General features: G+C 35.9%; 19 protein-coding genes. 11 read left to right on the top strand and 8 right to left on the bottom strand.

The genetic code is table 11. The features are described from left to right. Positions 1–58: 58 nt before the first annotated feature. The 5 genes from DS745_RS18270 to DS745_RS18250 all read right to left on the bottom strand — a co-directional run bounded on the left by DS745_RS18270 (position 59) and on the right by DS745_RS18250 (position 4,167). Positions 59–1,117, bottom strand: a complete 1,059-nt coding sequence (locus DS745_RS18270; protein WP_129079656.1) for a cytochrome-c peroxidase — start codon at positions 1,115–1,117, stop codon at positions 59–61. Positions 1,118–1,345: 228 nt separating this feature from the next. After that, positions 1,346–1,945, bottom strand: coding sequence for a hypothetical protein (locus tag DS745_RS18265; RefSeq protein ID WP_129079655.1), 600 nt, complete (start codon positions 1,943–1,945; stop codon positions 1,346–1,348). A 178-nt stretch (positions 1,946–2,123) separates the two neighbouring features. Continuing rightward, a complete protein-coding gene (locus tag DS745_RS18260) occupies positions 2,124–2,579 on the bottom strand; it encodes a GNAT family N-acetyltransferase (protein WP_241657861.1) in 456 nt (151 codons plus the stop codon). Between the two features lie 344 nt (positions 2,580–2,923). Then, positions 2,924–3,154: a DUF3813 domain-containing protein gene (locus DS745_RS18255; protein ID WP_129079654.1), complete on the bottom strand. Its 231-nt coding sequence runs from the start codon at positions 3,152–3,154 to the stop codon at positions 2,924–2,926. Between the two features lie 209 nt (positions 3,155–3,363). Beyond that, positions 3,364–4,167, bottom strand: coding sequence for a Cof-type HAD-IIB family hydrolase (locus DS745_RS18250; protein WP_129079653.1), 804 nt, complete (start codon positions 4,165–4,167; stop codon positions 3,364–3,366). A 220-nt stretch (positions 4,168–4,387) separates the two neighbouring features. Here DS745_RS18250 and ctaG point away from each other — a divergent pair, with 220 nt between their 5' ends. The 7 genes from ctaG to moaD all read left to right on the top strand — a co-directional run bounded on the left by ctaG (position 4,388) and on the right by moaD (position 9,081). Next, positions 4,388–5,302: a cytochrome c oxidase assembly factor CtaG gene (gene ctaG / locus DS745_RS18245; protein ID WP_129079652.1), complete on the top strand. Its 915-nt coding sequence runs from the start codon at positions 4,388–4,390 to the stop codon at positions 5,300–5,302. A gap of 14 nt (positions 5,303–5,316) precedes the next feature. Beyond that, complete coding sequence (locus DS745_RS18240; protein ID WP_129079651.1) at positions 5,317–5,925, top strand: SCO family protein; 609 nt, start codon at positions 5,317–5,319, stop codon at positions 5,923–5,925. Between the two features lie 11 nt (positions 5,926–5,936). Then, entirely contained in the window at positions 5,937–6,389 is a 453-nt protein-coding gene (locus tag DS745_RS18235; RefSeq protein ID WP_129079650.1) for a FixH family protein, read from the top strand. Between the two features lie 191 nt (positions 6,390–6,580). Next, positions 6,581–7,858: a molybdopterin molybdotransferase MoeA gene (locus tag DS745_RS18230; protein ID WP_129079649.1), complete on the top strand. Its 1,278-nt coding sequence runs from the start codon at positions 6,581–6,583 to the stop codon at positions 7,856–7,858. 5 nt (positions 7,859–7,863) lie between these two features. Beyond that, the gene (gene mobB, locus DS745_RS18225) at positions 7,864–8,376 is read left to right on the top strand and encodes a molybdopterin-guanine dinucleotide biosynthesis protein B (RefSeq protein WP_129079648.1); all 513 of its coding nucleotides are present in this window, start codon (positions 7,864–7,866) and stop codon (positions 8,374–8,376) included. Between the two features lie 4 nt (positions 8,377–8,380). After that, positions 8,381–8,848 (top strand): molybdenum cofactor biosynthesis protein MoaE, encoded by a 468-nt coding sequence (locus tag DS745_RS18220; RefSeq protein WP_129079647.1) that lies wholly within the window; start codon positions 8,381–8,383, stop codon positions 8,846–8,848. Beyond that, on the top strand, positions 8,848–9,081 hold the full coding sequence (gene moaD / locus DS745_RS18215; RefSeq protein ID WP_129079646.1) for a molybdopterin converting factor subunit 1: 234 nt from the start codon (positions 8,848–8,850) through the stop codon (positions 9,079–9,081). The genes DS745_RS18220 and moaD overlap by 1 nt, the downstream gene beginning before the upstream one ends. Positions 9,082–9,112: 31 nt before the next feature. On the opposite strand, the gene DS745_RS18210 is transcribed toward moaD, so the two are convergent. The 3 genes from DS745_RS18210 to DS745_RS18200 are packed head-to-tail and all read right to left on the bottom strand — an operon-like array spanning position 9,113 to position 11,268. Continuing rightward, positions 9,113–9,418: a metal-sulfur cluster assembly factor gene (locus tag DS745_RS18210; protein ID WP_241657860.1), complete on the bottom strand. Its 306-nt coding sequence runs from the start codon at positions 9,416–9,418 to the stop codon at positions 9,113–9,115. 18 nt (positions 9,419–9,436) lie between these two features. Next, positions 9,437–10,720 (bottom strand): hypothetical protein, encoded by a 1,284-nt coding sequence (locus DS745_RS18205; RefSeq protein WP_129079645.1) that lies wholly within the window; start codon positions 10,718–10,720, stop codon positions 9,437–9,439. 2 nt (positions 10,721–10,722) lie between these two features. Beyond that, a complete protein-coding gene (locus DS745_RS18200; protein WP_129079644.1) occupies positions 10,723–11,268 on the bottom strand; it encodes a DUF2249 domain-containing protein in 546 nt (181 codons plus the stop codon). 315 nt (positions 11,269–11,583) lie between these two features. Between DS745_RS18200 and argC the strand changes: the two genes are divergently transcribed. From argC to DS745_RS18180, 4 genes are all read left to right on the top strand, one after another. Next, on the top strand, positions 11,584–12,621 hold the full coding sequence (gene argC / locus DS745_RS18195; RefSeq protein WP_129079643.1) for an N-acetyl-gamma-glutamyl-phosphate reductase: 1,038 nt from the start codon (positions 11,584–11,586) through the stop codon (positions 12,619–12,621). A 25-nt stretch (positions 12,622–12,646) separates the two neighbouring features. Beyond that, positions 12,647–13,885, top strand: a complete 1,239-nt coding sequence (gene argJ / locus DS745_RS18190; protein WP_277750933.1) for a bifunctional ornithine acetyltransferase/N-acetylglutamate synthase — start codon at positions 12,647–12,649, stop codon at positions 13,883–13,885. Positions 13,886–13,902: 17 nt separating this feature from the next. Then, on the top strand, positions 13,903–14,685 hold the full coding sequence (gene argB / locus DS745_RS18185) for an acetylglutamate kinase (RefSeq protein WP_129079641.1): 783 nt from the start codon (positions 13,903–13,905) through the stop codon (positions 14,683–14,685). 119 nt (positions 14,686–14,804) lie between these two features. Further along, positions 14,805–15,953 carry an acetylornithine transaminase gene (locus DS745_RS18180; protein WP_129079640.1) on the top strand — a complete coding sequence of 383 codons (1,149 nt, stop codon included), beginning with the start codon at positions 14,805–14,807 and terminating at the stop codon, positions 15,951–15,953. Positions 15,954–16,037 lie beyond the last annotated feature (84 nt).

Here is a 16,037-nt window from a genome sequence, read left to right as displayed (position 1 = left end):
GTTTTTCAATTTTTATTATTGAGATTTATTCAATGCAATTCGAATAAATCTCTTTTTTTTATTTCATTCCAGGTAATTGTGGCTTTGTAAAGATTGGTGGTTGACCTCCTAGTGATCTTAAGAATTCAGCTAAGTCAGCTTTTTCGTCACTTGTTAAGTTTAGTGGATTGATTAATCCACTTTTATTCGGATGATTATCTCCGCCTCGATTGTAGTACTCAATAACTTCCTCAAGTGTTGCGATACTTCCGTCACTCATGTAAGGTGCCGTATGCGTAAGACCATATAGTCCAGGAGTACGAATTGCACCTAGATCACTATCATTTCCAGTAACCGCAGCCCGACCTTTATTGTCTCTCTCAATCCCAATATTGTGGAACAAGTTATCAGATAAATTTTCCCCTTGGTGACAAGTGATACAGCTAGCTTTACCAGTGAATAAATCTAAGCCACGGATTTCCTGGGCAGTTAGGGCATTTCTATCGCCTTCTAGGAAACGATCATACGGTGTATCTTTTACAACTACTTGACGTTCAAATGCAGCAATTGCTTTACCGATATTTTCAGCTGTAATGCCATCCTCGAATCCGGCGGTAAAGAATAGGTCTTCATAGCCGTCAATCTCTTTTAATTTTTCGATCAACTCATCTAATGGCTGATTCATTTCACCAGGGTCCTGGATTGGTCCTAATGCTTGTTCTTCTAGTGAAGCAGCGCGTCCATCCCAGAAGTTAGATGTATAGTAGCCTGAGTTAATGACTGTAGGTGAGTTCCTTGGTCCATCGCTACCATCAAACTTTTCAAACGTAGCTCGAGCGTCTCCGTAGCCTAGTTCAGGGATATGGCAAGTCATACAACTTCTTTCATTATTACCCGACAAGCGAGGATCAAAGTAGAGAATTTGCCCTAGTTCCAAAACTTCTGCTGTCATCGGATTTTCTGCAGGAATTGGAATATCACCTAGTGGAACAAGGAGGTTATTGCCTAGTAACCTTTCAATTATTTCGTCAAGATTGTTAGCCTCTGATATTTTAGTCGAGGCATCGCTACTACCACAACCAACTAGACCTATACTTAGCAATAATAGTAACAAACAGCAAAACAAAAAATTTTTCATAATAGAGTTCCCCCTCCAATATGTTTATTGAGAATTAGATTAATAATAGGATTTATTAATCATCCTTCTTTATCATTATTATAATTTAAGTTTTATTAAAAAAGAGTCAAGAAATGTGAACGATTAATGAAATTGTGGGAAAATGTGTTAAAACGCACTGAAATTCTAAAAGAGTATGTAATGTGTGTGATAAATGCAAAAAAACACCTAAAAATTAGGTGTTTTTGTTTATAGGAGCAACTCTATTTCTTTTTTACGTTTCAGTAATCTACGTAATTTTTGTTTTAATTGTTGCATGAAGTTCTTATTGTTTATTTGAATAGCATCGTGCAATTCCATTAATGTGTAGTCTATTTCAAGATTAATAATGTTTATTATTGTCTCTGGTTCAAGGTCATGGTCAAAATCCTGGTACTCAACAATAGCACCATATTGATTCATAACGATTTTCTCACCCCCACTAATTTCGGTAATGGATTGTATAATACCATCCTTAAAGAATGTAATATACTGAGGACCTTCCGTGTAAGTCTTAATAAAACCGCTCCCTTGGTATTCAGTCAACACCAACTCTAGGGCTTTTGCTACTAATTCTTCGCTCACTTTAAGGCAATCGACATTAATCGTAAGTTTTGATCCATTCTTTTTAAAAGGAATTTCATGGATCGATTGGTTTGTATCTATAATTAGGTAGATAATATCGTCGTTGTAGCGCCAATAAAGGGAGCATTTATATTCCATCATTTTATTAATAAATTGTTGGAGCGATTGTTTTGATAATTCTACATGTACGTCATGGAATTCAGCCTCATAAAAATGTGGAACCATCAGAAACCTCCTTACTTAAAAAAGTCAAAAGCTTTTTTTATATCGTATGAAGGGGACTGTTTGAAAAGAAGTAAAAATAACTATTTAATTGCAAGAAAATTCAAATTTTACTTTGCGACCGGTGAATTGAAGACAATAAAAAAACTGGTTAAGATGTAAAGTTAACCAGTTTGAAACTTTATTTAATATCCAATCCATATCTCTTAGAAACGATATCATAAAAACCAAAAGAGTTATACAACCGTTTGGTGGCGATATTATTTACGCCTGTTTCGAGTTCAATTCCTTTTAAGTCATTTTGCTCCGCCCAAAAAAGTGTATGGAGTAAAAGTTTTTTTGCAATTCCCTTTTGTCGAAAATCTTTATGTACATAAAGGTCATTTAACCACATATAGTGACCGCCTTTTTCTAAGCTTATTCCAATATTAAAAAAGGCAAGGCCAACGATTTGCTCAGCCTCTTGCACAATAAATATTTTAGCTGGGGATCCCTCTAGCAAAGCTAAATCAATGGCTTTAGTTAAATTAGTAAGTGCATGACTATCACCAATTGCTTCCATTTGTCCCATCATTAAGTGGGCAATTTCATCTCTAAGTGTTTGATTGGCATTATGTTCTACTAAGAAAACCTCCACGTAAATAACCTCCCAAAATCCTTACGTTATTTTAATATGCTAAAGGTTAATCATAGCAGAAGTTTAGTAAAACATACATAGGGATATTCAAAATGACCTTTATATAAGGCTGTTTTCGCAAAGTTTGTTGCTTTCATAAAAATCCCAAAAGCCGGATTTTTACACAAAATACTAAGAATTCACAACCAAGTTAGTAAGTATTGCTCTTTTCTTACATAATTTATTGGCTAATATCTTCATCTAGGGGATTTATCGGATTAATTTAGGGTAAAAAAGCCACAATGTTTACGAAAAGAGCCTTATATAAAAATCAAAAAACTAGAGGTTTCCCTCTAGTTCCTGTACTAGCGATATTCAGGCAGACTATTCTCTAATGCATCAACTTGATTTTGTAAGTCAGCAAGTTGGCGTTTTTCTGCGGTTGTAGATTGTGCAAAAGCAGAAGATAAATCGTTTCTTGCTTTACCAATTTCTGTTGAAGCTTCTGCGAGCTCCTCAGGAGTAGAGGCTTGTTTTACCATTAATTCTGCTTGTTCTACGCGAGATCTTGCTTGTTGAAATAGTCGATTTCCCATTAACAATCCCCTTTTCTACCCTTAGCTTCAGTTTCTGCAAGCGTTGTTACGTTCCGTTCTCGTTCATTGGCAGGCTGAACGAAACGTTTAGATTTAGATTTTTTGCTCATATGATCTCTCCTTTATTTAAAAGGTACAATCTTATTTTCTGCATTCAATCGAAAAGCTACGCTGGCAATTATCTCAAGCTAAAGATATCTCTGGGAGCTCTATAAGTTAAGATAATCTTCTAAGAAAAGTGCGATTCCATCATTTTCATTAGTCAATGTTATTTTGTTTGCGATTGTTTTAAGTTCTGGAATAGCGTTTTCCATTGCGACCCCGATTCCAGCATATTCAATCATTTCTAAATCATTATCCTCATCACCAAACGCGATAATCCGTTCTTTCGGGATTGAATAATAATCTGCAATTTTTTGTAACCCTACCGCCTTATTTAATCCAGATTTTACGATCTCAATAACATTCCAAGGCGCCCCCCAAACTCGTTGGTCAATAACTTCAGCATGTGCATCTTTTAATAAAGCTCTTAATTGTTTTACGTGATCATCCTTTGGATGTATGAGGATCGAGGTTGGATCTTCTTTTAGGATATGATGAAGGTTTCCAAATTTCACTGGGGAATCTCCCATGGTAAATGTGTCAATAAGCACTTCATCGTGATAACGCAAGTAAAATTCGTCAATAATTTCTACCATAATATTCTTTACTTGAAAGGCTTCACATGTTTCGATTATTACTTTTGCCGTATTAAGTTCTAGAGGAGTGTGATAATAACCAAACCCCTTATGTAATGGATTATGAACAAAAGCACCATTGAAATTAACAATAGGCGAATTTAAATCTAATTCTTCATAATACATTTGGCTGGCACGAAAAGGTCTACCGGTCGCAATACAAACAATATGACCTTGCATTCTAGCTTTTTGAATCGCTTTTTTATTACGAATTGAAATTGTTTTGTCGTCGGTAAGTAAGGTTCCATCTAAATCAATGGCTATTAAATGCTGCATAAGTCCTCCTAAAGGTATCATTTCCATCACAGGTTTATTGTAACTTGCTTTACAAATATTGTCTAAGAAAGAGGGTGCAAAGTTACAGTATTATTATCAAGCATTGATTGTTAGCTGAATTACCAAAACATATTAATACAACTCAAGCTATATTCATGTTATAACTATTATAGATGTTTTTTAGACATACTCCGAAAATTGCTTCCGGGGAGGGAAAAAAATGGTTGAACAATTCTTTTCGTCCTTTACTTTTAGAACCATTTGGACGCCAGAACTAATAATTATTCTCTTATTAATAAGTGGTCTCTATTTTTATATCACAGGTCCGTTACGAAATCGATTTACAGATAGTGAAGAAGTACCTACTAAGAAAAAGGTTTATTTTCATTTAGGGTTATTAGCCGTATATTTTGGGTTTGGTGGACCACTTTATGTGCTAGGTCACTTAATGTTAAGTATGCATATGTTTTCAATGGCCATAGTGTACTTGATTGCTCCGCCGTTACTTTTACTTGGGATTCCTCATTGGATATTTCAGTACCTAGGTAAATTTTCTATTTTACGTGCACCATTTAAAATACTAGGAACGCCATTAATTGGCTTAATATTCTTTAATGCAATGTTTTCTTTTTATCATTTACCTTTCACATTTGATCGATTGATGACAAATAATGGGTTTCATAATATTTATCAATTAGGGATGCTATTTGCAGCCTTCTTGATGTGGTGGCATATTACGCCAGTTTTTCCTAAACAAGATGGACAACTTACAGAATTAAAAAAAATTGCCTATATGTTTGCTAGTGGTGTATTATTTACACCGGCATGTGTATTAGTTATTTTTGCTGGTGGTCCGTTATATGCAATGTATACTGATGTCGCGACTTGGTCGATGGCGATGAGTTATTGTTTGCCATCAGGTGCAGCAATACCATATGAACTATTTTCAGGACAAAATGCACTCACATTATTATCTCCACATCATGACCAACAGTTTGGTGGGGCTATTATGAAAGTGACACAAGAATTGGTGTACGGGGTTGCAATTGGATCTACGTTTAAACAATGGATGAAACGCGATCGGAATAAGGTGGTCATTCCTAATTTCGAAATGATGAATCCAGAAATAAAATAAGTTGGTGATGAAGAATGAAAATTTTAAAACTAGTCTTGTTTACAAACCTTATTGTTCTTTTATCTGGTTGCGGTTTTCTATATAGCGCTCCAGAAACAAAATCTAGAACTATTGTTGATGTTTCAGAAGCTGATTGGCAGGTAGCTGAATTTGAGTATACTAATCACGAAGGATTGCCTTTTGGGTCTAACGATTTAAAAGGACAATATTGGATAGCAAATATGATCTTTGCAAGTTGCCCAACGGTATGTATGACAATGACGCCAAATATGATTTCACTTCAAGAAGAGGCAAAAAAAGCGAATATTGATGTGCAGTTTGTCTCATTTACTGTAGATCCTGAATTTGATGATCCAGAGGGCTTAACAAGGTATGGAAATGCGTATGGTGCGGATTTTGCAAATTATAACTTTTTAACTGGTTATAGTTTGGAGGAGATAAAAGATTTTGCAAGAGTCTCTTTTAAATCGATCATTCAAGAAATTCCTGATTCACTTGACATCATGCATAGTGTTAACTTTTTCTTAGTAGATGGTAATGGAAAGGTTATTCGTATTTATGATGGGAATACTGATTTTAATGCAAAAGCTGTCATAAAAGACTTGAAAAAAGTTGTACGTTAGGAGAAGTTTCTATGAATAAAATAAGTATAACCTTTCTTTTATTTTCATTTTTTCTTGTTGGATGTGGTCATGACCATGAGAAACAAGCAGAGGAAGTAAATTTCTTAGATCCAATAGAGGTAGAATTAGTCACAGTCACAGAACTGAAAGTTAATCAGGAGATAGTAACTCAAGCTATAGTTAGGCAAGGAGACATGCTTGTAACTGATGTCAATGAAGTTATCTTTGAAGTTTGGCAGCATGGAAATCCTGAGTCCTATCGAAGTGTTGAAGGATTAGACAAAGGTGAAGGTGTGTATGAAGTTTCTTGGACTGCTAACGATGAAGGCGTTTATTACATTTATTATCATGTTACAGCAAGAGGTATGCATCGCATGGAAAAACATCAGTTTGTGATTGGCGATGTGGACGTTGAGAAAATTCTAGCAACACCAGATGAAAGACCGAAAAAACATATGCATTAGAGTAAAGGATGTCCGCGTTGGGCATCCTTTACTTTTTATTGTTTTGTTAAGAAATTGTGTCAATTAGGATCTTTAGCTAAAATGAAAGGGAATAAGAGAAAAAGAAAACTGTAAAATGTGAAAAACATCATAGTTTACAATACCTTTTATTTGTTAAAATGGTATAAGAATTGTGAAAGGTGTGACTTCCTATGTATTTAGACCGAAAGCCGATAAAAGTACACGAAGCAATAGAGGCTGTGTTACAATTTACACAGACCGGTAAAATAGAATATATACCAATTGATGAAAGTGATAACAGATACCTTAAAGCTCCGATAAGAGCTGACCACGATATTCCACCTTTTGATCGCTCGCCATTAGATGGTTTTGCTGTGAGAGCTAATGATACTAAGTTAGCGACTAGAGAGAAGCCAATTGAACTTGAGGTTATAGAAACAGTTGGAGCAGGTGGGCTTGCAAAACAAGTTCCCCAACAAGGACAAGCGATTCGAATTATGACTGGGGCAAAAATGCCTGCAGGAACGGATGCCATCGTTATGTTTGAACTGACAAAGGAAATTGAAAGAGACGGAAAAACATACATTGAAATTAAAAGGTCCTTTAAACCAGGAGATAACATATCATTTCAAGCCGAAGAAACTCGCACAGGAGATATACTTGTGAACTCAGGGAGACAAGTGGACCCAGGTGTGAAAGCGCTGTTAGCTACTTTTGGTTATAGTAAAGTACCCGTGGCAAAAAAACCGGTTGTTGGTGTCTACGCCACTGGGACGGAGCTGCTTGATGTTCACCAACCATTAGAACCGGGAAAAATTCGTAATAGCAACTCTTACATGGTTACCTCCCAGATTTCAAAAGCAGGAGCCATCCCTAAATATTATGGTAAGTTAGTTGATGATTTTGATCATTGCTATGAAGCAGTTGCAAACGCATTAGATGAAGTAGATGTATTGATTACAACAGGTGGGGTTTCTGTAGGAGATTTTGATTATCTTCCAGCAATCTATGAAAAACTCGGTGCAAATGTCCTTTTTAACAAAATAGGGATGAGACCAGGGAGTGTGACGACAGTAGCTGAATACAAGGGAAAACTTCTATTTGGATTATCTGGTAATCCATCAGCATGTTATGTTGGTTTTGAATTATTAGTTCGACCTTGGATTCATCATTTTATAGGTTCAGATAAGCCGCATTTACAAATTGTACAGGGAGTCTTAAAAGCAGACTTTCCGAAACCAAACCCTTTTGTCCGTTTTATTAGAAGTAAAATGACAATTGAGGAAGGGAAAATTTTTGCTGAGCCAGTCGGTTTAGATAAATCAGGTGTGGTTACGTCCCTCGCCAATTCAGATGCCTTAGTTGTGTTACCAGGGGGAACGAGGGGGTATAAAAAGGGAGACGTTGTTGATGTTCTTCTACTGAATGGTGAGGGAGGTAAAGACATTATTAAAATAGGAGCTGTGTAACGAGTATGAAAATTATTCAAATTGTAGGCTTCAGTAATAGTGGGAAAACAACCTTGGTAGAGAAATTAGTCTCGCATTCAACTCAACATAGCCTTCGTGTCGGAACAATTAAACATCATGGTCATGGTGGGGAACTGAGATCTCAAGATGAAGGTAAAGACTCTTGGAGGCACCGTCAAGCAGGAGCACTTATCTCGTCCGCTGTTAGTAAAGGGGTTTTACAGCTAAATGTTTTACAAGAAAAGGAATGGGCACCAGATGAACTGCTGAAGCTTTACTTGAATTTCCCAATTGACGTTGTGATAGTGGAAGGATTTAAACAGTCACCGTATCAAAAAGTGGTTTTAATTAAAAAATCTTCCGATATTCAATTACTATCAACACTTGAAAATATAATTTGCGTGATTAGTTGGATCCCACTAGATGATGATGTAAAACAAAAGTTAGATATAGTGTATTACCAACTAGAAGACGAGAGTAACTATATTAATTTCTTATTACAAAAGTTGAAAGGATAAGAAAATGAGCGAAAAACTATTTTTAATTACCGATGAAGTGATTTCAATTCAAGAGGTTGTTGATAAAGTAGTGCATCCCAATGCAGGGGCAATAAATACATTTATCGGGACTGTCCGTGAGTTAACAAAAGGAAAGAAAACAATCTATTTAAAATATGATGCCTATGTAAGTATGGCAGAAAAGAAACTAGCTCAAATTGGTGATGAAATTCAAGAACGTTGGCCTAATGCTCTTGTGGCAATAACTCATCGTATCGGTCGCTTAGATATTACTGATATTGCGGTAGTCATTGCTGTCTCAACACCTCATCGAGCAGACTCTTATGATGCGAGTCGATATGCGATTGAGAGAATTAAAGAAATTGTTCCAATTTGGAAAAAAGAACATTGGGAAGATGGGGAGGAGTGGATGGGTGATCAACTTGAAAAAACTCCTTATCCAACGGGAAAACCAGAGGAGGAACATCTATAATGATTAAAGTACTATTTTTTGCAGAATTAGAGGAAATTGTAGGAACTAGAGAATTTACGATTGATCAAACAGAAATGACAGCACTAGAAGTGAAGGAATTCTTAAAAAAACAATTTCCTACATTACCCGTTGATCGAGCAATGATGGCTGTTAATGAAGAGTATGTAGAAGAAACCGACGTTGTAAAAGCAAATGATATTGTTGCCTTTATTCCTCCAGTAAGTGGAGGCTAAAAAAGCTGCCATAGGGCAGCTTTCTTCATACTCAAAAGAATAATTTCCGAATTTCTGGACTCATTTTCTCTGGGCTCCATTCAGGTTCCCAAACTAAATTTACATCAACTTTTTCTACTGTAGGTAAAGATTGGACTGCTGATTTAACACCATTCACCAATGTGTCATGTAAAGGGCAACCAGGGGTTGTTAATGTCATTGTAATCAATACAAGGCCTTCATTTTGGATGGTAACTTCATAAATTAGACCAAGACCAACGACATCAACACCAAGTTCAGGGTCTATAACCTTTCTTAGCGCTTTTGTCACTTCCTCTTTTGTTACTAAATAATCCAATGATATCACTCCTTATCCTTAAGAATACGTGAAGACCTTTAAAATGTGTGCGAAGTAAAAAATGATACATAGTCCAAGACAAACTTGAGATATGAAAGCTAGCATAGGTAGTTGAAAGTAAATGCTGCTCGCTAAAAGAATAACCATAATACTTAGAAATAAAAGTCTGTAAAAAATGATTTGTTCATCAATCATCTGATGCAAGGAAGGTACATCTTCCTTGCCTACCCGCTCACCAAAGCAGAATGTCCACCACAAAAACGGAACAATCTTAGATAAATAACCTAGGATTGTTACTCCAACCCACCCAAATAAATAAAGAACACTTATGGCAGTTAAAAATGATAATGACTGAAACAAGCTTGGTTTGAAAAACAGTGCTCCTATTGAAATAACGACAAATAAAATAAATGCATCTAACGCATAAACCGTTAATGTAATTCCTTTCCCTGGATTTCTTTTAAACTTTTTTTGTTGAATTTGGTAAATGTGAAATCGATACAAACCAAGTGCTATTAAGAAAAGACCTAGTCCACATATGAGTACAACAAAACCTAGCTGGAGAAAAAAGTTTACGGTAATGACTACTAGACTTAGGTGTAAAACTATTAATATCCATTTTTGCAATTTAATCGGGTACCCGTGAGCTAAATAAAACATTGGGAGCATCTTAAAGCTAAAACCGACAATTAGAAACAAGAACCACCCGACAAAACCAAACCAAATATGAGTTGCTAATAAGCTTGAGTGGTGTGTTAGGAATAGACTAAATGCGAAATTGACCCCCATTAATAGTCCACTGACGACAGTTAAAAGTAAATAGACAAACGAGCTAATCGTTGCAAACAAAATACTAGTAAATGCATTCGCTTTTTTTATCGTTAGAAAAATATTAGCAAGAAAGATCACAACACCAGTAACAGCTAGAATTGAAGAACCAATAATGATAAGTGGATGAAACTGAAAGAAACCAATTAAGATACCAATTGAACCTGTCGTAAATAAAAAATAGTGTAAAACTCCAAGACGAATGCTATAAAGTGTTTCGTTTGTCACAACCGGGACTAGTTGATAAACTGCACCCATGGCAAGAGTTGTTGCAAAACCTAAAATGAATAAATGAACAGCACCAATTCCTACTGCTGACCTAATCGTAGCACCTTCAAAAAGGGGACCACCAACAATCAAAAATATTGAAAATACAAATAAGGAAAGAAAGGAGGTAATGATGAACGAGAATGGTAGGTAAAAGTTTGACTTCGTTTGGTCTTTCCCAACTAGAGTTCCAGTGGTTATATTCATCACTAACCTCCATTTTTCGTAATTACAACCTCTACCGATCCATCTTCCATTTCTATTGGCTTATACTCATAGCCTAGTTGGTTTAATTCCTCAATTAGAAATGCAGGTAGACGATCATTTCGAATTGTTAACACCTCACCATTTTTCATAGATGTTAGCCTCGCTAAAGTGCGGACCATTGGTTGTGGCGGTTCAAGTCCTCGGTTATCCAAATAATAGCTGTTTGTGTCATCTTGTCCAACTGATGGTATATCTTGCTGTGGACAATTGGGTCTATCTATGTTTTCGTGTTTATTCTTCCAAAATAGTAAGCTACGTTTTTTCTTTTTAAAAGTTGTAATAAAATGATCATCAGCTCTTTTCTCAACAAGATTTTCATACCCTCTCGTTTTAAGTAGTGTCATAAGAGGTGTAGGTTTAATCGTCGAGTGAAGGACAAAGATATCACTTTTTTCTAAAGTTTTAACCGTTGTCATAATTTTTTGAAATGGTTCAAGCTTGTTTTTTAAGTCTTCACGTACATCTAATACTACTATTTTTCCATTCATTGCAAATTCATCTCCTTATATTGATGTTATTTCCTTCATTATAGAGTTATTTTTAAGGATAGTAAGTGACAGTTATCACAAATGATAACGATTATCACATAGCTCTTTTTTATTATTTTTAAAATCAGTGTAAATGTATAAAAATAAAGAAAGGTGAAGTCTCATTTTTGTTAACCTTTACTATTAGTAGTGTTTAGTTGTTATTAAAAATTGAGAAAAAAATAAAAATACAGTTGATTTTATTTTTATTCACACATATAATAAAAAACATCATAAGATTGTTACATGAAATAACAAGGGAAATGAGGAGAAAATATGAAAGCAGCTATTATTGGGGCTACTGGTTATGGAGGGGCAGAGTTAATTAGGCTTCTACACCAACATAAATATGTTGAAGAATTCACACTCCACTCTTCTTCCCAATCTGGAGTGGCCATTTCTGAAAGCTATCCACAATTGACGAATATTACAAATCAATCACTACAATCGATTAATATAGAGCAAATATCTAAAAATGCAGACGTTGTCTTCATGGCAACACCTTCAGGAATTTCAACGGAAATTACACCTGCCTTTATAGAGAATGGTGTGAAGGTTATTGATTTATCTGGAGATTTACGCTTTAAAGATCCAAATGTATATGAAAAGTGGTATAAGAAAACGTCAGCAGCAAACGAAGTACTTGAGAAAGCCGTTTATGGTTTAACTGAACTTAATCGAGAAAAAGTAAAGAATGCTAGTTTAATAGCAAATCCAGGCTGCTATCCTACAGCAACAATACTTGGCCTTTATCCACTTTTAAAAAATATTGCTGTTGAGGCAAACTCAGTAATCATTGATGCCAAATCAGGGGTGTCAGGTGCAGGTCGGAAAGCAAGTCTAGGAACGAGTTACTGTGAAGTGAATGAAAACTTTAAGATTTATAAAGTCAATGAGCATCAACATATTCCTGAAATAGAGGTGGCTTTAAAAACTGCCAATAATCAATTAGGGCCAATTAAGTTCAATACTCACTTAGTACCAATGACACGAGGGATTATGTCAACAATCTATTGTCAACCCCTCGCTTCCGTAAGTGAGAAATTGCTTCGAAATTTATATCAGCAGTACTATGAAAATGATCGTTTCGTACGAGTACGGAAAGAAGGAGAATACCCAGCAACAAAAGAAGTGTATGGGTCGAATTTCTGTGATATTGGAATTACTTTTGATGAACGAACTGGCTGGATAACAATTGTTTCTGTCATCGATAATTTAATGAAAGGGGCTGCTGGTCAGGCAGTTCAAAACTTAAACGTTATGCACGGAATTGATGAAGGAACGGGTCTACTCGGGGCGCCAATTTTTCCATAGGCAAAAAAATAATGAGGTGAAGAGGTTGGATACAGTGATAAAAAATAATTCAATTACTCCTGTTGAAGCAGGGAGTATTGTTACTCCTAAAGGATTTTGTGCTGCAGGAATTCATACAGGTGTAAAAAGGTATCGTTTAGATTTAGGTGTGATTTATTGTGAAGTTCCGGCAAGTAGTGCTGCCGTTTATACATTGAATAAGGTGCAAGCAGCACCCATTAAAGTAACAAAAGATAGTATTTCAAAGGAAGGCAAACTTCAAGCAATCATCGTTAATAGTGGTAATGCAAATGCATGCACAGGCACTAAAGGAGTTGAAGATGCCTTTACAATGAGGCAAGCAACTGCGGAGGTTTTTGATATTCCTGAACGTTACGTTGCAGTCTCTTCAACCGGTGTTATTGGAGAATTTCTTCAAATTGAAAAAATTGTTAATGGGATCAAGAAAATAAAGGCATTAACTCAAGTGAAATTTGATGCAGCTGAGCGATTTAATGAAGCGATTTTAACAACAGATACAATTAACAAAAGAGCATGCTTCCAAACAACGATTAATGGCAAGACTATTACATTTGGCGGTGCTGCAAAAGGGTCAGGAATGATCCATCCGAATATGGCGACAATGCTTGCTTTTATTACAACAGATGCAAATATTGAGCCTGTATGGCTACAAAAAGCACTTAGTCATGTTATAGATTTAACATTCAATCGAATTACTGTGGATGGCGATACATCTACAAATGATACAGTCGTAGTAATGGCAAGTGGTTTAGCTAATAATGAGTCACTAACCGATGAGCATCCTGAGTGGGACCAATTTGTTTCAGGCCTGCAAATGACATGTGAGCACCTTGCCAAGAAGATTGCGCGCGATGGGGAAGGTGCGACAAAGCTGATTGAAGTTCAAGTAAAAGGTGCTATGAACGACGAAGATGCTGGAAAGGTAGCGAAGGCAATTGTAGGTTCTGATCTTGTAAAGTCAGCAATCTATGGTACAGATGCAAACTGGGGACGAATTATTTGTGCAACAGGATACAGTGGTGCCGAAATTAATCCAGATACAATTGATATTTCCATTGGGAATATCCAAACACTAAAAAATGGCATGCCAATTCCTTTCTCGGAGGAGGAAGCAACACAATATCTAGGAACAGAAAATATTCTGATTTATGTAGATTTACATTTAGGTGATGGTTACGGAAAAGCTTGGGGCTGTGATTTAACATATGATTACGTAAGAATTAATGCAGGCTATCGAACGTAAAAAAGGGGAGCAGATCAATGAACGATTGTATCGTTGTCAAATGTGGCGGTAGCACCTTAAAGGAATTATCTGAACAATTTTTTTCTAGCATGAAGTCGTTAAAGGATTTAGAAATGACACCCATCATCGTCCATGGTGGTGGGCCTGAAATTAATAGTTTGTTAGAACGATTGAAAGTTTCAAGTGAGTTTGTTAATGGGCTCCGTAAAACAAATGTAGAGGTTTTAGAAGTTGCTGAAATGGTACTTACAGGAAAAGTGAACAAATCAATCGTAACAAGTCTTCAAAAAGCAGGTCTAACCAGTATTGGTATATCTGGTTGTGATGGTGGGTTGCTAGAGGCAGCACCAATAAATATAGAGGAACTTGGGTATGTTGGCCAAGTGACAAAAGTAAATGGTGAGTTTTTAACCAAGATAATTGATATGGATCTCGTTCCAGTTATCGCTCCAATTGGAATGGATGAAGAAGGGAACCATTATAATATAAATGCCGACACAGCAGCTGGCGCCGTTGCAGAAAGTATTCAGGCAAGGAAAATGGTCTTTGTAACGGATGTCCCTGGAATATTAAAAAATCAAGAGTTACAGAAACTTGTAACAGTTTCAGAGATTGAAGAGATGATAAACGACGGGACCATATATGGTGGGATGATCCCAAAAGTAAAAGCTGCTATACAATGTCTCCAAGGTAATATAGAGGAAGTTTATATTATTAATGGCAAAGGTGGAGACCTAATGGCCAATGGAGAACTAGTAGGAACAAAAATTGTTAGATCAAAAGAATTGATAAAGAACTAATTATGAATTAAGAATTGAGAATTATGAATTATGAATTACTACTAGAAAGAAAGACTTCGAAGCTTTGCGAGAGACAATTCAAAATTGACAATTGACAATTAAAAAAAGCGGGTGTTCTCATGAGTAATTTATTCCCTACCTATAATAAATGGCCAATTAAAGTGAAAGAAGCAAGTGGTTTAACCCTTATTGACGATCAAGGAAAGAAATATTTAGATTTTGTTGCTGGTATTGCTGTCTGTAACCTAGGACACTGCCACCCATATGTAAACGAAGCAATTAAAACACAGCTAGATAAAGTTCTTCATGTCTCTAATTTGTTTCATGTTGAAGGGCAAGAAGAGGTTAGTGAGTTATTAGTCTCCCATTCTAGTGGTGATGCTGTATTTTTTTGCAATAGCGGTACAGAGGCAAACGAAGCTGCTATTAAGCTAGTTAGAAAAGCAACAAGTAAAAAGAAAATTATTACATTTTATCAATCATTCCATGGCAGAACAATGGGAAGTCTTTCGGCAACAGGTCAAGAAAAAATCCACCTTGGATTTGGTCCTTTATTAGAAGGCTTCGTATATGTACCTTATAACGATTGCAACTCCCTAATAAACGCTGTAGACGAAGACGTAGCCGCAATTTTCCTTGAAGTTATTCAAGGTGAAGGTGGAGTCCATGAAGCTAGCGTTCAGTTTATTGAAACGATAAATCAATTAAAAGAAACATACAATCTGTTAGTAGTTGTCGATGAGGTTCAAACTGGAATTGGGAGAACTGGTAAGGCATTTGGTTACCAACATTATCCTCTATCACCTGATATTATCACTGTGGCTAAGGGTTTGGGAAATGGATTCCCAGTTGGAGGGCTGATCGGCAAAGCGCATTTAGTTGAAGCTTTTGGCCCAGGGAGTCATGGATCAACATTTGGAGGCAACCCTTTGGCTATGGCTGCAGCAAAAGCAACTCTTGAAACGATATTTAATCACGAATTCTTGCAAGTAGTAGAGGAAAAGGGTAGTTACTTCTTTTTAAAACTAACTGAAAAGCTTAATTCAACAACTATGGTTAAAGAAATTCGTGGAAAAGGTTTAATGATAGGAATTGAATGTAATCAGGATGTTACTCCGATTATTGGATCATTAAGAAATAATGGTTTACTTGTATTAAATGCAGGACCAAATGTCTTACGTCTACTACCACCATTAACTGTTTCTTATGAAGAACTAGATCAGGCTATTAGTTTAATTGCTTTAGAATTAAATAAAATACCAGTATAATAGATCATTTTTTTTACCTACAGATGAATAAAAATTCAATGTGTTGTAATTATTATTCGTTGGTGAGCAGAGAGGAGAAAGTAA

Source organism: Anaerobacillus alkaliphilus (assembly GCF_004116265.1).
GTDB lineage: Bacteria > Bacillota > Bacilli > Bacillales > Anaerobacillaceae > Anaerobacillus > Anaerobacillus alkaliphilus.
This window is presented reverse-complemented; position numbering and strand designations above follow the sequence as displayed.

Coding starts and splice junctions, on each gene's coding strand:
- DS745_RS18235 (WP_129079650.1), top strand. CDS start 5,937: ATGAATAAAATAAGTATAACCTTTCTTTTATTTTCATTTTTTCTTGTT.
- DS745_RS18250 (WP_129079653.1), bottom strand. CDS start 4,167: ATGCAGCATTTAATAGCCATTGATTTAGATGGAACCTTACTTACCGAC.
- DS745_RS18270 (WP_129079656.1), bottom strand. CDS start 1,117: ATGAAAAATTTTTTGTTTTGCTGTTTGTTACTATTATTGCTAAGTATA.
- DS745_RS18205 (WP_129079645.1), bottom strand. CDS start 10,720: ATGAATATAACCACTGGAACTCTAGTTGGGAAAGACCAAACGAAGTCA.
- argC (WP_129079643.1), top strand. CDS start 11,584: ATGAAAGCAGCTATTATTGGGGCTACTGGTTATGGAGGGGCAGAGTTA.
- DS745_RS18200 (WP_129079644.1), bottom strand. CDS start 11,268: ATGAATGGAAAAATAGTAGTATTAGATGTACGTGAAGACTTAAAAAAC.
- DS745_RS18220 (WP_129079647.1), top strand. CDS start 8,381: ATGAGCGAAAAACTATTTTTAATTACCGATGAAGTGATTTCAATTCAA.
- DS745_RS18240 (WP_129079651.1), top strand. CDS start 5,317: ATGAAAATTTTAAAACTAGTCTTGTTTACAAACCTTATTGTTCTTTTA.
- argB (WP_129079641.1), top strand. CDS start 13,903: ATGAACGATTGTATCGTTGTCAAATGTGGCGGTAGCACCTTAAAGGAA.
- moaD (WP_129079646.1), top strand. CDS start 8,848: ATGATTAAAGTACTATTTTTTGCAGAATTAGAGGAAATTGTAGGAACT.
- ctaG (WP_129079652.1), top strand. CDS start 4,388: ATGGTTGAACAATTCTTTTCGTCCTTTACTTTTAGAACCATTTGGACG.
- DS745_RS18230 (WP_129079649.1), top strand. CDS start 6,581: ATGTATTTAGACCGAAAGCCGATAAAAGTACACGAAGCAATAGAGGCT.
- mobB (WP_129079648.1), top strand. CDS start 7,864: ATGAAAATTATTCAAATTGTAGGCTTCAGTAATAGTGGGAAAACAACC.
- DS745_RS18180 (WP_129079640.1), top strand. CDS start 14,805: ATGAGTAATTTATTCCCTACCTATAATAAATGGCCAATTAAAGTGAAA.
- DS745_RS18255 (WP_129079654.1), bottom strand. CDS start 3,154: ATGGGAAATCGACTATTTCAACAAGCAAGATCTCGCGTAGAACAAGCA.
- DS745_RS18265 (WP_129079655.1), bottom strand. CDS start 1,945: ATGGTTCCACATTTTTATGAGGCTGAATTCCATGACGTACATGTAGAA.